The sequence below is a fragment of the Rhizobium sp. 01T444 genome, assembly GCF_056398305.1.
Genome location: NZ_JBFTPD010000044.1, coordinates 19097 through 36287, shown reverse-complemented (window position 1 = coordinate 36287; position 17191 = coordinate 19097). Strand labels below are relative to the sequence as shown.

17 protein-coding genes are annotated in these 17191 nt (G+C 59.8%); 2 read left to right on the top strand and 15 right to left on the bottom strand.

Annotated elements, in window-relative coordinates; all coding sequences use genetic code 11:
• Positions 1–218: 218 nt before the first annotated feature.
• From purU to AC1DTN_RS34390, 4 genes are all read right to left on the bottom strand, one after another.
• Entirely contained in the window at positions 219–1103 is an 885-nt protein-coding gene (gene purU / locus AC1DTN_RS34405) for a formyltetrahydrofolate deformylase (RefSeq protein WP_310379717.1), read from the bottom strand.
• A gap of 214 nt (positions 1104–1317) precedes the next feature.
• The gene (locus AC1DTN_RS34400) at positions 1318–2334 is read right to left on the bottom strand and encodes an acyltransferase family protein (protein ID WP_477924564.1); all 1017 of its coding nucleotides are present in this window, start codon (positions 2332–2334) and stop codon (positions 1318–1320) included.
• Between the two features lie 54 nt (positions 2335–2388).
• The gene (locus AC1DTN_RS34395; protein ID WP_477924562.1) at positions 2389–3660 is read right to left on the bottom strand and encodes a hypothetical protein; all 1272 of its coding nucleotides are present in this window, start codon (positions 3658–3660) and stop codon (positions 2389–2391) included.
• A gap of 1 nt (position 3661) precedes the next feature.
• Positions 3662–4717 (bottom strand): glycoside hydrolase family 5 protein, encoded by a 1056-nt coding sequence (locus AC1DTN_RS34390; RefSeq protein WP_477924560.1) that lies wholly within the window; start codon positions 4715–4717, stop codon positions 3662–3664.
• 130 nt (positions 4718–4847) lie between these two features.
• On the opposite strand from AC1DTN_RS34390, the gene AC1DTN_RS34385 reads away from it, so the two are divergent.
• Positions 4848–6467, top strand: coding sequence for a GumC family protein (locus AC1DTN_RS34385; RefSeq protein ID WP_477924558.1), 1620 nt, complete (start codon positions 4848–4850; stop codon positions 6465–6467).
• A gap of 70 nt (positions 6468–6537) precedes the next feature.
• Entirely contained in the window at positions 6538–6864 is a 327-nt protein-coding gene (locus AC1DTN_RS34380) for a hypothetical protein (RefSeq protein ID WP_477924557.1), read from the top strand.
• 36 nt (positions 6865–6900) lie between these two features.
• Here AC1DTN_RS34380 and AC1DTN_RS34375 read toward each other — a convergent pair whose 3' ends face one another.
• The 11 genes from AC1DTN_RS34375 to rfbF all read right to left on the bottom strand — a co-directional run bounded on the left by AC1DTN_RS34375 (position 6901) and on the right by rfbF (position 17067).
• The gene (locus tag AC1DTN_RS34375; RefSeq protein ID WP_477924556.1) at positions 6901–8058 is read right to left on the bottom strand and encodes a class I SAM-dependent methyltransferase; all 1158 of its coding nucleotides are present in this window, start codon (positions 8056–8058) and stop codon (positions 6901–6903) included.
• Positions 8055–8915 carry a phytanoyl-CoA dioxygenase family protein gene (locus tag AC1DTN_RS34370; RefSeq protein ID WP_477924555.1) on the bottom strand — a complete coding sequence of 287 codons (861 nt, stop codon included), beginning with the start codon at positions 8913–8915 and terminating at the stop codon, positions 8055–8057. Before AC1DTN_RS34370 ends, AC1DTN_RS34375 begins: the two co-directional genes overlap by 4 nt.
• Positions 8912–9637: a WbqC family protein gene (locus AC1DTN_RS34365; protein WP_477924553.1), complete on the bottom strand. Its 726-nt coding sequence runs from the start codon at positions 9635–9637 to the stop codon at positions 8912–8914. Before AC1DTN_RS34365 ends, AC1DTN_RS34370 begins: the two co-directional genes overlap by 4 nt.
• Position 9638: 1 nt before the next feature.
• Complete coding sequence (locus AC1DTN_RS34360) at positions 9639–10193, bottom strand: GNAT family N-acetyltransferase (RefSeq protein WP_477924552.1); 555 nt, start codon at positions 10191–10193, stop codon at positions 9639–9641.
• Positions 10178–10930, bottom strand: a complete 753-nt coding sequence (locus tag AC1DTN_RS34355) for a cephalosporin hydroxylase family protein (RefSeq protein ID WP_477924551.1) — start codon at positions 10928–10930, stop codon at positions 10178–10180. The genes AC1DTN_RS34360 and AC1DTN_RS34355 overlap by 16 nt, the downstream gene beginning before the upstream one ends.
• Before the next feature lie 31 nt (positions 10931–10961).
• Positions 10962–12110 (bottom strand): DegT/DnrJ/EryC1/StrS family aminotransferase, encoded by a 1149-nt coding sequence (locus tag AC1DTN_RS34350; protein ID WP_477924550.1) that lies wholly within the window; start codon positions 12108–12110, stop codon positions 10962–10964.
• Positions 12111–12226: 116 nt separating this feature from the next.
• A complete protein-coding gene (locus AC1DTN_RS34345) occupies positions 12227–13471 on the bottom strand; it encodes a glycosyltransferase family 2 protein (protein WP_477924549.1) in 1245 nt (414 codons plus the stop codon).
• Positions 13468–14010 (bottom strand): dTDP-4-dehydrorhamnose 3,5-epimerase, encoded by a 543-nt coding sequence (gene rfbC, locus AC1DTN_RS34340; RefSeq protein WP_439017067.1) that lies wholly within the window; start codon positions 14008–14010, stop codon positions 13468–13470. The genes AC1DTN_RS34345 and rfbC overlap by 4 nt, the downstream gene beginning before the upstream one ends.
• Complete coding sequence (locus tag AC1DTN_RS34335; protein ID WP_477924548.1) at positions 14007–15242, bottom strand: methyltransferase domain-containing protein; 1236 nt, start codon at positions 15240–15242, stop codon at positions 14007–14009. The genes rfbC and AC1DTN_RS34335 overlap by 4 nt, the downstream gene beginning before the upstream one ends.
• Positions 15239–16303 (bottom strand): CDP-glucose 4,6-dehydratase, encoded by a 1065-nt coding sequence (rfbG, locus tag AC1DTN_RS34330; RefSeq protein ID WP_477924569.1) that lies wholly within the window; start codon positions 16301–16303, stop codon positions 15239–15241. The genes AC1DTN_RS34335 and rfbG overlap by 4 nt, the downstream gene beginning before the upstream one ends.
• Positions 16294–17067, bottom strand: coding sequence for a glucose-1-phosphate cytidylyltransferase (gene rfbF, locus AC1DTN_RS34325; RefSeq protein WP_439017069.1), 774 nt, complete (start codon positions 17065–17067; stop codon positions 16294–16296). Before rfbF ends, rfbG begins: the two co-directional genes overlap by 10 nt.
• Positions 17068–17191: the final 124 nt, after the last annotated feature.

The window sequence follows — 17191 nt, the reverse complement described above, 5'->3', positions numbered from 1 at the left end:
CGGACAGCGTGCCGGAAAGCCCGTAATGGGAAAGGAGGATATCCGCGGCTTCGGAATCAGTAACATCCGGGCGCGGCAGCGCCATGCGGTCCACAAGCGCTTCCTCGGTCATGGCACCCCTCCGCGGCATGATTCGACTGTCTATTAAAACAGATAATCAGGCACTTGCCGACAAGCAACGGAAGATTGCGCCAGCCGCGGATAGCGGGTTGTTTACCTCAACCCATGCGTTCGGAGGCGTAGCTTCCGGGGCTTGCAGGGAAGACGATGGTGCGGTTGCCGTTCAGGAAGACCCGGCGGTGGATATGCGCATGGATGGCGCGCGCCAGCACCTGGCTTTCGACATCGCGGCCGATCGAAACATAGTCCTCGGCGCTCTGCGCATGCGTAATGCGCGCCGTATCCTGCTCGATGATCGGGCCTTCGTCGAGATCGGCCGTCACGTAATGCGCTGTCGCGCCGATCAGCTTCACGCCGCGCTCATAGGCCTGTTTGTAAGGGTTGGCGCCCTTGAAGCTAGGCAGGAAGGAATGGTGGATGTTGATGATACGGCCTGACATCTTCCGGCACATCGCATCCGACAGCACCTGCATGTAGCGGGCAAGCACGATGAGTTCGGTGCCGGTCTGCTCGACGATGTCGAGGATCTGGGCTTCGGCCTGCGGCTTGTTTTCCTTCGTCACCTTGATGTGGTGGAAGGGAATGTCGTGGTTGACCACGACTTTCTGGTATTCGAAATGGTTGGAGACGACGCCGACGATGTCGATCGGCAGCGCACCGATCTTCCAGCGGTAGAGCAGGTCGTTGAGACAGTGGCCGAAGCGGGAGACCATCAGAAGCACCTTCAGGCGCTCGCTCCCGTCATGTACCTCCGCATCCATGCCGAACTTCTCGTAGATCGGCTTGAAGCCTTCGCGGATCTCGGCAAGCGTTGCACCCTCTTCGGAAATGAAGCTGACGCGCATGAAGAACTTGCCGGTATCGAGGTCGTCGAACTGCGAACTATCGATGATGTTGCAACCCTTTTCGGCGAGATAGGTCGAAATCGCCGCCACGACGCCGCGCGTCGACTTGCAGGTTACCGTCAATACGTAGTCCGTCATGTCCTCTTCCCTCTCTTAAGCCGCCGGGCCGTCCTTAGATCAAACCCCCGGCCGCGAACAGGCCGGCAAGCTTTCATTTCTGCAATAAATTGCAAGCCGAACCTTCATGCCTGCGGCATTTGCTTTCATGGCCGCAAGCTTATGACAGGACGCGCGGGATTCCGTTCTGCCTGCGCCGTTCGAAATCCCGTCCTCGCCCTCTGATAGTTTGAGGTCAGACGGCCGGCCGGCTGGCGACCCGGACTTTTCTGCGCGGCGTGATGATTTCGTGAATGATCGCTCCCACGATGGAGGAGAGCGCGAGGCAGAGGATCACGAAGATGACAGGCTGCTGAAGCGCGCCGACCGGGAAATGATTGGCGATGATCCGGAGGAAAGCCAGCGTGAAGGCATGCGTGATGTAGATCTCGTATGAGGCGTCGCCGAGATAGTTGAGCCAGCGCACAAAGGGAAGTTTCGAAAAGTCGATGGAAATAGCGCTATAGACGATGAAGATTGCCGGTATGCCCCAGCCATAATAACGGTCTCCAGGCCGCACCAGATCCTCGTTGATGAAGAGGAAGGCGAAGCCGACAGCAAGCAGAACCCAGGCCCAGCGCTGCGGCAGCAGAAGCTTCTGGCCATAGAGCCAGCCGAGCGCCACGCCGGCCAGGAATTCCAGGATGATGGGTTCGCCATAGAATTTAGTGGCTGTCGTTTCCGGCAGCAGGTGGCAGACGATCAGGATGGCTGCAAAGGCACCGAAGAGGGCGGGCAGGCGATAGTCCTCGCGGATCGGCAATAGCAGCGCGAAGACGAAATAGAAGAACATCTCATAATTCAGCGTCCAGCCGGGCACGATGACGGGCGCGATCATCGTCGGGTCGACCGGATTGATCCAGGGCAGGAACAGCATCGAGGCCATGAGATGCGGCAGATCGAAAACGGTAGACTTGAGAAGCGACGGTGCGATAAGCGCGACAGCCGCCGAAAATAGCGTCGCCAGCCAGTAGAGCGGCACGATCCTCTTGACGCGCTTGCGGACGAAATCGACCGGCGTCATGTTTCGTCCGCTTGTCGTCAGCCACATCACGAAGCCGCTGAGCACGAAGAAGATATCGACACCCGTTTCGCCATAGATGAACGAGGTCGCGTCTATGGCGGGATTGACCTTGGCAAGCTGCAGGATCGCGTGGAAATAGACGACCATCAGCGCCGCGATGGCACGCAGATATTGCAGCTGGACAAGCATCTGGTGTCTTGCTCCCACAGGCTCTGCGGATCGCCCTTCAGGCAAGCCGCTTCGTCAACTCAGTACATTTGCCGGACGACCCTGCCGGATACGTGGCGTGTCGCGGAAACGCATGAACCCGATGACAAGCCAGACGAGACCGGCGATCTTCATCGAGAAGATTGCCGTTCCCCCGATCATCATATTCAGAAAAATGAAAAGAGAAAGTGAATGGGCGCAGCGCCTTTGTGCCGGGGTCGTGCCCGCGGGAAACAGGCAGACGAAGAGCCAGAAGGCGATGACGCCGAAGATCGTTGCGCCATAGACGAGGTAGACATAGCCGCTATCGGCGAATTCGGCGACTTTATCGACGGAAAGCCCGAGGATCGCCAGTGGATCGAGATCCATCAGTTTCTTCATCGTCAGATTGATGCGCCCGGTAAAATTGTCGCCGATCGCATTGGGGTCCTTCATGTAGACAAGAAAGCCGGCGCAAACGATGAGCGGCATCAGCGCCAGATTGAAAGCCTTGGGGATTCTGGGAAAGACGAAATAGCCGCCGATACAGCAGATGCAGAAGATGAGCATCGTGCGGGTATCATTGGTCGTGAGGATCAGCAGCGCTGTCGCAATGGCCAGCGCCCGGTCGATCCGCGTCAGCCGGTCCCACATCGAAATCAGGTAGATCGCGATCACGCCACAGAAATTGGCGAGCGACACCTGCTCCAGAAAGATCGAGGACGAGCGGTGGTCGATGATTCCGAATGAGAAGCGGCCGGGAAAGCCGAGTGCATTCTGGAACAGGCCCGTCGTGTTGAAACTGAGAGGCTTCAGCCCGCGCGTGTTGGCGAAATAGTCCGAGGGATGCACGATACTGACATAGAAGGGCACGCTGATGATCTCGAAGATCAGGAAAAGCAGCACCATGAAACAGGCCACACGGAAGATCAGCTTCAGCGTCCGCTCGTTGCACCAGCCCCCAAGCCCCGTGAAGCAGAAGATGATCAGCACGTTGCGGAAATGATCGATGAAGGCCATGCGGTTGATCGCGCTGACATAGACCGTCACGATCAGCGTGAAGAGCATGAACAGGAAGGCCGGAAGGTCTTCCTCATAGATCCCTTTGTGCAGGATGTAGATGATTGCGCTCGCCATGATCAGGCCTTCGCTGGCCGCCACGTGCGTCATCGAAAGCGGCATGACGTTGTGGTTTATGAAGGCCAGGAGGCCGTTGTAGAGAACCGAGAGCAGCCCGAGGATCAGAATCGGGTAATCGAGACGCGAAGCCGGGCTGGCCACACCAGCAACCGCTTCGAATCTCGTGCTTGTCTCTCCGATTGCTGCCATGTCACTTCCCCGCCGGCTTTACCGCTGCGCATACGGGCGCATGTTTGGGAACTATTTGCTCAAGCAGACGCATTTGCGGGCGCTCAGGCGTGTCGCGCGGCTGTACGTTGAAAGGTTCGTTGGCCGGCCACCATTCGCCAGCCGCCCAGTAGGAGAAGCCGATCCACGCATCGCTGTTGTCGGACATGGTGGTGAACATGGTCTTCAGGCCATCGAGGCAATCCGCATTTGCAGACGCGCCAAATTCACCGAGGAAGCCGCGTTTGCCGCTCTTCTTCAGCCAGGCAGTCACATTAGTGACGGCATCGGTCGCGGCCTTTGCGCCCTCGCAGGTCTCGTGCGTGCCCGAAGAATCCGCGTCGAGATACTGATGGAATTCATAGGCGTAGAAATCGAGCGGATCACGCACGCCGAGCATGACGGTTCCGTTCGCGCCGCCGATCACATCGGTTTCCCAGCTGGCAGCTCCGCTCCAGGCCGTACCGGGAACGAGGATGAGATTGCGCGCGCCAACCGCTCGAATGCCGCGGATAGCGGCGTTGGCGGCTTTCAGCCAATCGGTCGCGGGAATGTCGTGCGGCTCGTTCATCAGCCCGAAGAGCACGCCGTCCTGGTTGGCAAATTCGACGGAAAGCCGAGCCCAGAAATCGGCAAAGGCTGCGTTCGCTACGGGCGGCTTGCCGACCTGATCCTTGTCATAGTAGCCGAAATTATGCGGATCGAGCAGCACGCTCATCTTGTGCTTGCGAACCAGTGCTACCGTATCCTTCAAGCGCTGCAATTCATCATCGTCGAGCCGCGCACCAAGCGTCGGCTGCAGCCGCTCCCAGCGGAAGGGCAGGCGGATAATCGTCATGCCCTTCTTGGCGAAATAGCGGATCGTTTCTTCGGTCGGGTAGGTGTAGTTCGTGCCGTAGACGCCGCCGCGCTCGCCATATTCGGCGCCGGAGAGGTTGACGCCGTAATAGCAAAGTGGTGCGCTCGCGGCATGGGCGGTGGACGAAATGGTGATGACGGCGGCAACCAGCAGCCTGTGCAGCAGTCTTTTCCGTTTCATGGCTATCCTCGCGGGTCGCGGCAGGTCGCCACGTCGGCTTCAATGCCGGCATCTTAACGGTCCGTTAGCTAAGAATTTCTAAAGTCGCTCTGTCTCGGCCATCCTTTCCTGCCGGGCGGATGCGGTGTTTATGAATCAGTATGACGGGAACAGGGTGAGCCGCCTGCCTGCCTGGCGCAGTTATGAGTCGTCTCAGCCTGCGCCTGAAGGCACCCGTGCGCGCAGCCCTATCATCCGGCCGACCGATTTCGTTCCGCCTCCACCGGCTCCCGAGCCTGGTCCTCTTCCGGTCCGCCCGGCAATGTCGGAAAACCGCCCGGCTGAGCCGCCCCGCCGCGATCCTGCGGTCCCCGAACCTCCGACAGCGCCTGAACCCGTGGTCGAGCAGGCACCAGATGTCGTCGGACCATTGCTGGATATCAGATCCGCGGTTGCCGCCATCTGGAGCAGGCGCCTGATTATTGCCGGTCTTTGCCTCGTCGGTGCCGCCGCCGGCGCGATGATCGCGCCTCGCATTCAGCAGAAATTCACCGCCGTTGCCGCCCTCTATTTCGATCCGCGTCAGATCGGTCTTGCCGACAGCGGCGCGCAGAACGCGGCGCCGTCACCGGAAATGATTTCGACGCTGATCGATAGCCAGGTTCAGCTGCTGACCTCGGGCAACGTGTTGCGTCGCGTAGCCGACGCCATGAAGCTCGATCAGGATCCGGAATTCACCGGCGGCAGGACGGATGGTGCCGCTATCATCGGCGCTCTTCAGAAGGCCCTGCTGATCACGCGTGAGAATAATACCTATGTGGTCTCGCTTGCCGCGACGACGCACGATCCTGAGAAATCCGCAAAGCTGGCAAACCAGGTCGTCACCTCCTTCATGCAGGAGGAAAGCAGCGCATCGACCGGCCTTTATGAGACCACCTCCTCAGCGCTCGGCGGTCGCCTCGACGATCTGCGCCAGAAGGTGCAGGAGGCTGAACAGGCAGTCGAAACCTTCCGCGCCGACAATGACATGGCGGCGACTGAGGGCAATTTGATCTCCGACCAGCGCCTTTCGTCCCTGAATACGCTGCTCGTCACTGCCCAGGAAAAGACTATCCAGGCCAAGGCCCGCGCCGATGCCGCTGCAAATCTGCGCGTCGAAGATATCGTCGCCGGCAGTCAGACGGATGGCGCCACGGGCACATCGCCGCTCGTCAGCCTGCGGCAGCAATATTCCGCCCAGGCCGCTGTCGTGGGCAGCCTGCAGAGTCAGATGGGTTCGCGTCATCCGCGCCTTCAGGCTGCGCGCTCTTCGCTCGACAGTATCGGGGTAGAAATCAGGGGCGAGTTGCAGCGGGTCGCGACCTCGGCAAGAGCCGAATATGAACAGGCCAAGAAGGCCGAAGACGATATCGCCAAGGAACTGGCGGTGCAGAAAGCCCTGCAAGCCACGACATCGGACAAGCAGGTTCAGCTGAACGAACTGCAGCGCAAGGCGACTGCCGCCCGTGAACTTTACGAATCAGTTCTGAAGCGTTCCGGTGAGACCAGCGAAGAGCAGAACCTCAACCAGAGCAATATCCGAGTCGTCTCACCAGCCGAAGTTCCTGTTAAGGCGGATGGGCCGAGCAAGAAAATCATCATGGTCGCAGGCATGATCGGTGGCTTGCTTGCCGGCTTTGCTGTCGGCGCTGGTTTTGCAATCCTCGCCGGCCTCTTCTCTCATCCCGTCATCAGGAGCTATTTCCGCAAGCCTGCTCGCGCTTCCGCTTGATGGCGACTTCCAATCTTCCTACATCCTGATCACGGGCACCGAACGAAAGACGCCCGTGAAAGAGGTTGTGATGCGGTTCGCTGCGGTTCTCCTGCTATCGCTTGTTGCCGGCGCTTCGGCTGCGCCCGCCTCTGCCATCGATTGGCAGAATTCCGGCAAGCAGGCCGTGCAACCGCTCTATCCCTACAAGGATCTTCCGGGCGTGAAGGCGCAGCCGGACAAGAAGGTGGAGGAGTCGTACGACTGCCACACCGAGACGGTGCAGATCCGCCGCCGCTATGACCAGATCTTCCGCTCGGGCGGCATGCCGACACTGATGTATGTCTGCGAACGCGACGGTGTGATTTCGATGGACAGCCGCGTGCCGCTGCGCGGCCATTACCAGCCGGTGCGGTGAAAGCCGGAGGCGAAAGACGCCACCGGCTTGATCATTTTAGGCATCCAACCAGACCAGTTCCAGACCGGGCTTGTGCAGGTAGGGCATATTGTCGATCGCAGCACGCGCCTTCAGTGGATTGAGACCGATGAACAGCGCTTCCGCATCGTCGCTGATTGCGGTCGGCGCAATGACCGGATGGCCGAAATGCACGGCGTTCTGCATGTTCGGGTTTTGGTCGAGGAAGGCGGTCATCTCAACTTCGTTGCCAATACGACTGAAGATCCAGCTTCCGTAAAACCCGGCGCCGTAGATCGCCGCCTTGCGTCCGCGGAAATCGGTCGCCCGCTTTTCAAGGCCGGCGGCCGAAGTCCGCCAGAAGTCGCAGATTTCCAGCCCGCGCTCGACGGCCTGTCGTACGAGGGCCGAGTCCTGCTCTTGCGTAACCGGGGTTTCGCTGCGGATAGCGACAACGAAGAAGGCGCCGGGGAAGGATGCCGCATCAAGGGTCGCCACCTCGAAGCCACCCGCTGTAAGCGCCCTACGCAGCGAGGCCTCGCTGAAATGATTGACGTGATCCGCGACCGTCATATCGCCCGGATTGGCTGAAGCGTCGGGCATCGAAAGCAGAAGAGCGCCACCCGGCTTCAGCAGCTTGTGGATTCCGCGAATAAAACCGACCGGATCGGCGACGTGCTCAATCACGAAATGGCTCATCGCCGCATCGAAACGACCGCTCCACGCCTCTGGGACTTCGTAGGTCGCCTGCGCATCAGGCGCGATCCACCCATCCCAAGCCGATGCATAGTCCGCGGAAACGTCGAAGACATGTGGTTCGATATCCGGCCGCGCGGCGAAAACCTTGCGCAGGGTGGCAGCTTTTGCGGCGCCATAGTCCAGGAGTTTCGCACCCTGCTGAAGATCGAGCAGATTGCGTGAAAGCTCGGCCTGATGGTCCGTGCGATAGACAATCGTGCCGTCGGGCTTCACCGCAAAGATCTGGTCATGGTCCTCGGTGCTCAACGAAATGCGGTAGCCGGTATCGTAAAACGCTTCGATATCGGGAATCTCGTCGCATTGTGCATGGCCGCATCCGCCGCAGACATAAACGCGCGTCGGAATGTCAATCAGGGTCATTATGGAGGTGAGGGCAGGCGCCGGCGCTTCATAGGCCGGCGCCGCAATTTTCCCACCGCAGACGCGGCAAGCCGTCATTCGGCCGCCTCGCGCTGAACGGAAAGCTCCGGAAGCACGTCGGCGAACTTCACGCCGGCCGCAAACGAGCCCTTCCAGCCGATGCGGATGCCGACCGGCTCAAGATAGTTGAAGTAACGGAACTGGATGCTCCAGCGCGGCGTGGTCGAGACGTTATGGCCCGACTGGTGCAGCGTCAGGAAGTCCATCAGCACGAGATCGCCGGGGTTCGTCAGCGGCGCGACATGCTTGTAGCCGGCAAGGCGCTCTTCGGCACGGTCGAGATGCAGCGCATATGCACCCGTCTTGCCGGCACCGGCATCGTCTTCATAGACCGGAACCAGGCCTTCGGCATGCGAGCCGTGAGCGATCTGCACCGGACCCATTTCTTGTGTGACCGGCAGCAGGGGCGTCCAGAAGACGATACCGTCTACGCTGCGCAGCTGACCGGGAAATTCCTGATGCCACTGGGCACGGAATTTCTCCTCGCCGGGGTTGTCGATGCGGATGCCGTAGCCGCCGGCGGCAATGCCTGGAACGCTGTCCGGACGCAAGGCCTTAAAGGCTTGGTCGTTGGTGATGTTGGTGACGAGACGCATGAAGGCCGGGATCTGCTTGACTGCGTCATAGACTTCGCCGCCCCATGCGCGGTTCTTGGCGATCAGCTTCGGATAGGCGATCGTCATGGCATCATGGGTCGTTACAGTCGGGGCGTCGACGCCATACTTCCTGCAGATCACTTCGAGAATCTGGCGGATGCCTTCCTGGATCGGCGCGATGTCGGCGGCCGGATCGTAGAAGCCGCGCATGACGAGGTAGCCATTTTCAGCGAACTCGGCGCGCAGGCTGTCGGTAATCTTTGCGTTTGCATTGGTCATGATGTTACCGTTTCCTCCTTCAGGAAGTCTTGCCACGCCACGGTGGCCGGGATGAGACAGTTACGCGCCTCCGGGCCCGTTCGGGCGATTAGATCGAGTACAGAAACATAAGGGGTGAACGTGCCGACCGGCTGAGGCCAGGGTGTGCGGCTGTAGTTCATATAGTCCACCTGCACACCGGCCCGTTCGAAGGCCGTGTGGTCGAGATAGTTCGCAGCGCCGTGGCCGGTGAGGTAGTGGGTGCCGCCGGTCTTCAGCACAATGTCGAGCACGCGCTGCCATGACGTACCTTCGACGCCCATCTCGCTTGTCTTCTCGATCGTCCGGTTCGCACCAATGCCGAGATAACGGGCGGGTTCTTCGATACTGGCGATCAGTAGATCCAGCAGCGAGGAATGGCGATAGACGCTGTCGAATATCGAAAGCGCATCATCGATAAAGGGCGCGCCGAGCAGCGACTGGCGCAGCAGCGCGCGATGGCTCGCCTTCCAGTCCTCGCCCGCCGCGGTAAGCTCCGAAATCATCTGGAAGCTGCCCTTGCCGGCAAGCGGGATTGTCATCCAGCAGCGGTCGTTGCCGCGCAGAAGCTGGATGCGGTTGGTGAAACTGCCTTTCGAAAACTGGGTGTCATCCAGATAGACATAGCTGTCGGCGAGCATGAGTTGCTCGAAGAAGCCCGGCCAGGGAAAGAGCATGGGTTGAGTAATAACGACCGCGGTCATGTCACTTTTCCTCCAGCCGCCGCTCGAACAGCATGACATCGCGTGTCATGCCACTTGCGTCGGTGAAATGTGCCTCAAGGAGGCCCACTTGGCGGTAGCCAAGCGACAGATGCAGCCCGATCGAGGCGATGTTGTCTATATCGATTTCCGCCATCAGCTTACGAAGACCCAAGACCTGGGAAGCATAAACGCCGAGCTCGGCGAGGGCCGCACGCCCCAATCCGACGCCACGCGCCTCCTCCGCCAAGACGATCCCGCCGTATGCGGTCGCGTTCCGGCGATGTACTTGTGTGATTTGCACATAGCCCGCAGGCTTGCCGTTCACCTGATCCTCGATGATAAGGAAAGCGCCGCCTCGTTCATTTTGCCGACGTTCGATCCAAGCATGCAGTGCCACGTCATCGGTCGCATCCGGCACCGTTAAGAGACGTGATTGAAGCATTTTGTCGCGGCGAAGCGAGAAGAGCAGAGGACGATCGCCATCGGCAATCGGGCGCAGTCTGATCGACGCCCGATGTGCAGTATGGCGATGATTTTCCATCATTTGCGGACGCACTTGAGATATCCTCCCGGCGAGCTGGAAAGCACCAGCTTGCCGTTCAGCGTCTCGTCTGTCTCGAAACGATCGGTTTCCTTGAGATAGGTGTTCAGCGCCGCATATGGCTCGTCGCCTGGATACCAGATCTTCGAGCGCTTGGTCGGTGTCTGCGACATGTCTCCGCGGCCGAGCAGGGTGTCGGCGACGACGATGTACTGGCCCTCGGTGACCAGTGGGCCGTAGCAGCGTAGCTCGTCGAGCACGTGGTCGCGGCTGTGGTCGCTGTCGAGAACGACCATGACGGAAGCACCGGCCGGGATTTCGGCCTTAACCTTGGCAAGCGTCTCGGCAGTGGTCGAGGGTCCCTCGATCAGCGTGATCATCGGCGAAAGCGGATGTGTCTCGATCGAATCGCGGTTGTGGGCGCGAATGTCGATATCGACGCCGATCACCTTGCCCTTGCCGATCACCTTCAGCAGCGACGCCATGAAGATCACCGAGCCGCCGCGCGCTACACCGGTTTCGATGATGACGTCGGGCTTGGTGTTCCAGATCACTTCCTGGGTGGCCATGATGTCGGCCGGCATCTGGATGATCGGAACGCCCATCCAGGACCAGAGATAGGCGTAGTCATACTTGTCGAGCGCTACCAGCGTGTTCAGCGAATGCTGAAAGGCTTCCTCGTCCTTGCCGAGAGCAAGCGACATTTCGCGCTTATGGGCTTCGAATTCGAGGCGATCGTCCTTGGTGGTCATAACTCTTTGAAACCTTCTGTATATTCTGCGCTCAGGCCGATTGACGGAGGTGAACGGCGCCATTGTCCTGATGGCTGCGGACGACCGAGATCAGTGTTTCCGCCACGCGGTCGATATCGGCCTCGCTCATGTCGTGGTAACTCGGCAGGTTGATAGCCCGCTCCGGAATGCTCCAGGCGTTGATGTTGGCCTGCTTTTCCGCAAACATCGACAGGCTGGAAAGCGGGTGGAAGAAGACGCGCGCATCGATATTGGCGGTTTCGAAGGCCTGCTGCAGCACTTCGCGGGTGATGCCGGTGGCAGGGTGGAAGACGGCTGTCGGCATCCAGGCGCCGTTGATCGTGCCGGTATATTCCGGGTTCATGCTGATGCCGTTCAGGGTCGAGAGCCGCAGCATATAGGCTGCCAGGATATCACGCTTGCGGGAGACGAGCTCCTCGATGCGCTCCAGCTGGGCGCAGCCGAGCGCCGCCTGGATGTTCGACATCTTGTATTTGAAGCCGATCGCATCCGGCCAGAACTGCTTCCTCTGGCTGCGAGCGCGGCCGTGATTGCTGAGCGTCAGCACCTTTTCATAGAGATCGGCGTCGCTCGTCACGAACATGCCACCTTCGCCCGTCGTCAGCGTCTTGGTGCCGTGGAAGGAGAAGGTGCCGAAGACGCCCATGGAGCCGGCACGCCGGCCATGCCAGACCGAGCCGATCGCCTCCGCCGCATCTTCAATAACAGGGATGCCGGTGCGGCGGCTGATGTCGAGCAGCGCATCCATGTCGCAGAGATTGCCGTAGATATGGGTGGCGATGATGGCGCGTGTGCGCGGCGTAATCTGGCGCTCGACCTCCGCCGGGTCGATGCACCAGGTATCGGGAAGCACGTCGACGAACACGGGCTCGGCGCCCAGATGCTTGATCGGTGCAACGGTTGCGATCCAGTTCGTGTCGGCCAGGATCACCTCATCGCCGGCACCGATGCCGAGCGCGGCAAGACCCATATGCATGGCGCCGGTGCAGCTCGACGTCGCAATCGCGTGGCCGGTGCCGAGATAGGCGGTAAATTCCTTCTCGAAGCGGATGATATAGTCGTAGCAGCGCGCACCCCAGCCGTTCGCAGCAGCATCGGCTGCATAGCTCGTTTCAAGCTCGGTGATCGACGGTTTGGTGTAGAATATCCTGTTGGTCATGCCTTAATTCTTTGTGATGGGGCTGAGACTCACGCAATCGGGGCACACTGAACTCTGTAAAAACTAGGGGGTGAAACTGGCGCGAGGCTTTGCAGCGTCGGACGCAATTTCAGGCATCAGACGAGCACGTGCTGCGTCAGGTCGGTTTCGATGAAGATAAGGTTCGGCTTGTAGCCGAGCTTCAGGAAGTTCTCGCGCCGCGGCATGTCGGCGGCAAAGATCGCCGTCTTCTCCAGAAGAGCCGGATCGTGCGTCGGCGGGTCGGCGACGATTTCGATCTCCGGCAGGAGGCCGATGTCGCGCAGCATCTCGCCGATCGATTTCGGATCGGCCATGCCGCTGAGAATCAACCTGTTGATACCGGCGGTCGCGTTGACCTGATAGGTGAGCGTCTGGATCGCCACTGCCATTGGGAAGCTGTGACGAAGCTGGGCGACTTCCGGATGTTCGCCGAGCCCGCCGAGCGCCATGCGGGTATAAAGCTCGTAGGCCTTGATGAAGTCCTTGCGCGCTACCCAGAAACGGACGGCAACCGACATGCGGTTCAGCGTGAAGATCTTGCACATCTCGTCGTAGATGGTGCGCGCCTCGCGGCTGGTATTCAGCTTGCCGCGCTTGGCGGCGATATAAAGGAAGTATTCGAGACCGCCACGATACTTGTCCCAGGCGGTCATCACGTCGTCATTGCCGGCCTGCTGGCGTGCCGGCGCGATCTTGGAAACCGCTACCGAGCGATAGAAGGGCTGCTTGAGGAAAGTGACGGCACCCTGATCGACGAAATGGGCGAGATAGGAAAAAGCCCAGAAGCAGAAATCGCGTGGCACCCAGGCGGAGCGCAGGGCAGAGGAGCGATAGATGCCGATCTCAGGAAAGATGTGTCCGTTAAAGATGAACTGGAAGAGCTCTATGAAATTCTGCTGCGGAAACTTGGTGTTCTCGGCGATCTCGTAGAATTGCGAGAGGTCCCGATCGTGGACTTCATCATAGAGATACCAGGGCGCCTGGCACGCGACGACATCCGGATTGGCGTCCAGATAGGTCATTGCAGCTTCAACGCCGGCAGGCACCAGGAAGTCGTCATCAGCGAGGTAGATCGAATATTCGCCGACCGCGTGGTGGAAGGCGCAGGCAAGGTTCGGGCCTGACCCGCCGTTGACGGCGCGGCGGTGATAATGAATAGGCAGCCCCTTGGCGATGAATTCCTCGACAACCTGTGTCGTGTTGTCGGTAGAGGCGTTGTCGGAAATGACAATCTCGTAGGGGAAGCTGAAATTGTAGCTCTCGCAATGCTCCAGTGCGTTTCTGAGATAAGCCTCGCGATTGTAGGTCGGGATGCAGATGCTGAGTTTGATACCGCTCAAAGGCTCGTCTCCTGGCTGTAGCTTTCAAGCGCGGCGTCGCGCTCGCTGATGACGCTCGGCATAAACGGCCAGGCGATGGAAAAGGCGGGATCGTCCCAGCGGACGCCGCGGGCAAGCTCCGGCACATAGACTTCCGACATCTGGTAGAAGAGCTCGCAATCATCCTCGAGCGTCAGGAAGCCGTGTGCACAGCCGGCAGGTATATAGAAGGCGTTGTAGCTGTTGGCATCGAGTTCGACCGAGGCCCATTTCAGATAGGTCGGCGAATCCCGTCGCAGATCAAGCGCCACATCGAAGACCCTGCCGCGTGTGGCGCGCACCAGCTTGATCTCCGGTCGCGGCTCGGCCTGATAGTGCATGCCGCGCAAGGTACCCCGCTTGTGGTTCTGCGAGACGTTGCACTGCGGGTAGACAGGCACGAGACCGTGGTCCGCGAAGCTCTTGGCGTCGAAGGTTCGCGCGAACAATCCGCGCTCGTCGGAGCGCCCGTCGACCTCTACGATAAAAGCACCCGAAACCGCGGTCGGAATGAATTTCATCCGATCACCGTCAGTTCAGGCACGGCGACGGCGAAGCGTCCGCCCCAGGCGTCGACCCTGCTGTTGGCCGCAACGACTTCGTTCTTGATGTTCCAAGGCAGGATCAGAATGTAGTCCGGCCGTGTCTCGTCCATCTTCTCCGGCGCATAGATCGGCAGCTTGCTGCCCGGCAGGAAATGCCCCTGCTTATGCGGGTTACGGTCGACCACGTAGTCGATGAGGTCGGTGCCGACGCCGCAGAAGTTCAGGAGCGTATTGCCCTTGGCAGCAGCACCATAGGCAGCGACCGTCTTGCCGTTACGCTTGGCTTCGTTGAGGAAGGCGAGCAGCCCGTCCTTGATTGGCGCGACGCGGCTCTGGAAGGCCTCGTAGGTTTCGACCTTGTCGAAGCCGGCAGCCGCCTCATCTGCGCGCACCTTGGCGACGCCGGCGCCGGTCGGATGAGCGGTAGAGGCCGCCCTGCAGGCAAGCACGCGAAGGCTGCCGCCATGCGTTGGCAGTTCTTCCACGTCGAACACTTTCAGGCCGTGCGCCGCGAAGACCTTTTCGACTGCCAGCAGCGACAGATAATAGAAATGCTCGTGATAGACGGTGTCGAACTGGATGTTTTCCATTAGCCGCAGCAGATGCGGGAATTCGACGCTGACGACGCCATCAGCCTTCAGCACGCCCGAGAGCCCGCCGACGAAATCGTTGATATCAGGGACATGCGCCAGCACGTTGTTGCCGATGACGATGTTGGCAGCAAGGCCGCGGGAGACGAGATCGGCAGCCGTTTCCTTACCGAAGAAGCGAGCTTCCGTTGGCACGCCGACCTGCCGGGCGACCTCAGCAACGTTCTCGGCCGGTTCGATCCCGAGCACGGGCACACCGGCCTCGACGAAGTGCTTCAACAGATAGCCGTCATTGCTCGCCACTTCGATGACCTGCGATTTGTCGTCGAGGCCGAAGCGTTTGCGGGCCATGATGGTGAACTGACGGGCATGCTCCACCCAGCTATCGCTATAGGAAGAGAAATAGGCGTAATGGCTGAAAATGTCTTCCGGCGGGACGAAAGCATCGGCCTGCACCAGCCAGCATTCGGAGCAGACGAAGGCGCGCAGCGGATAGGACGGTTCCGGCTGCTTGAGCTGCTCTTCCGTCAGATATGCGTTGGCAAGCGGCGTCGAACCCAGATCGACGAAACGATGTTTCAAGGGAGCGCCGCAGAACCGGCAATTATGCGCTGTCATGATATTGCTTCCTCATAGGCCGCGATCTGGCTGAGCGAGAAGGCTCGCATGTCCGCTCCTTCGCGGTTGGCCTTGTACCAGGCGGCTGTCCAGTCGATTGTCTGCTGTAGCGTCAGGCGTGGACGCCAGCCGATGGCGGAAAGCGCCAAGGCCGAGCTCAGCGTAAGGGCCGGCGCTTCTGGCAGATGCGTTCCGGGCGCAAGTTTCCAGACATCGTTGATGCCATGGGCAAGGCCGAGCGCCTCGGCAAGTTCGGCAACGGTTGCGAAACTTTGCGGATCCGGACCGAAATTGAGCGCCTCGGGCAGCTTTTTCTCATCCGCAAGCGTCAGCACTTCGGCGAACGCTAGATAACCGCCGAGTGGCTCCAGCACATGCTGCCAGGGACGGATCGCCTCGGGATACCGAAGCAGGATCGACTGRCTGCTTTCAAAAGCACGGATGAAATCCGGGATCAGACGATCCTTGGACCAGTCGCCTCCGCCGATCACATTCCCGGCGCGCGCGGTCGCGACGCGGATGTCGCGCCCCGTGAAGAAGCTGTCGCGATAGCTCTGGACGACGAGTTCGGTGCAGGCCTTGGAATTGGAATAAGGGTCCTTGCCGCCGAGCGTATCGCTTTCGATAAAGGGAACGCCGCTGCCATTATTGGCATAGACCTTGTCGGAGGTGACGACGAGAACCGTCCTGACCGAGGGCGTATCGCGGACTGCATCGAGAACGTTTGCAGTACCCATCACATTGGTTGCGAAGGTCTCGGCCGGATTTTCATAGGAGCGCCGGACCAGCGCCTGTGCTGCCATGTGGATGACGATTTCGGGCTCGAATTCGATGAGGCGCTGCTTGAAAGCCGCCGCATCCCTGATGTCGGCGATGTGGTGGCCCTGCCCGTTCCAGGGCGAAAGCCGCGCATAAAGAGAGGGACTGGTCTCGGGTTCGAGCGAGACCGCCGCCACTTCCGCACCGAGCTTTTCCAGCCACAGCGAAAGCCAGGATCCTTTGAACCCGGTGTGTCCCGTCAGGAACACGCGCCTGCCATTCCAGAAATCCGTCAGGCCCATATCTTCCACGGTGCCTTTCCGGAACTCCAGAGCTCCTCGAGCTGGTTGCGTTCGCGCAGCGTATCCATTGGCTGCCAGAAGCCGTCGTGACGGAAGGCTGCCAGCTGCTTGTTGGCCGTCAGCCACTGCATCGGACCGGCTTCCCAGATCGTGTCGTCGCCTTCGATAAGGTCGATGACGGAAGGATGCAGCACGAAGAAGCCGCCATTGATGCGCTGGCCGTCGCCCTTCGGCTTTTCAATGAAGGCGGTCACGACATCGTTCTCGATATTCGTCGCGCCGAAGCGGCCCGGGGGCGTCACCGCACACATCGTCGCCTTCAAGCCGTGGCTGCGGTGGAAGGCGATCTCCGAGCTGATATCGATATCGGCAACGCCGTCGCCATAGGTCAAACAGAAGGGCTCGTCCGGGTTCAGGTGGTCGCGGATGCGCCGGATACGGCCGCCCGTCATGGAGTTCATGCCGGTATCGACGATGGTCACCTTCCAGCTGGGCTTTGAGCCCTTGTGATATTCGATCGCGTTGGTGGCCAGGTCGACGGTGATGTCGCTGTGATGCAGGAACAGGTTTACGAAATATTCCTTGAGCATATAGCCCTTGTAACCGGCGCAGATGATGAAATCACTCAGGCCGTGATGGGCATAGATGTTCATGATGTGCCAGAGAATCGGCTTTTCTCCGATCTCGACCAGAGGCTTAGGCCGCACGCTGGTCTCTTCGGCGAGGCGCGAACCCAGACCACCTGCCAGAATTACGACTTTCATCCCAGGCGAACTCCAAAGTGTCTGATAATATTCATTGCCGCCGGTATGCGCCTGGCGAATATGTCCGGTATGCGGGCAACGATCTCGACTGAGCGCAACGGCAGTAACTTCATCGTGATGCCGG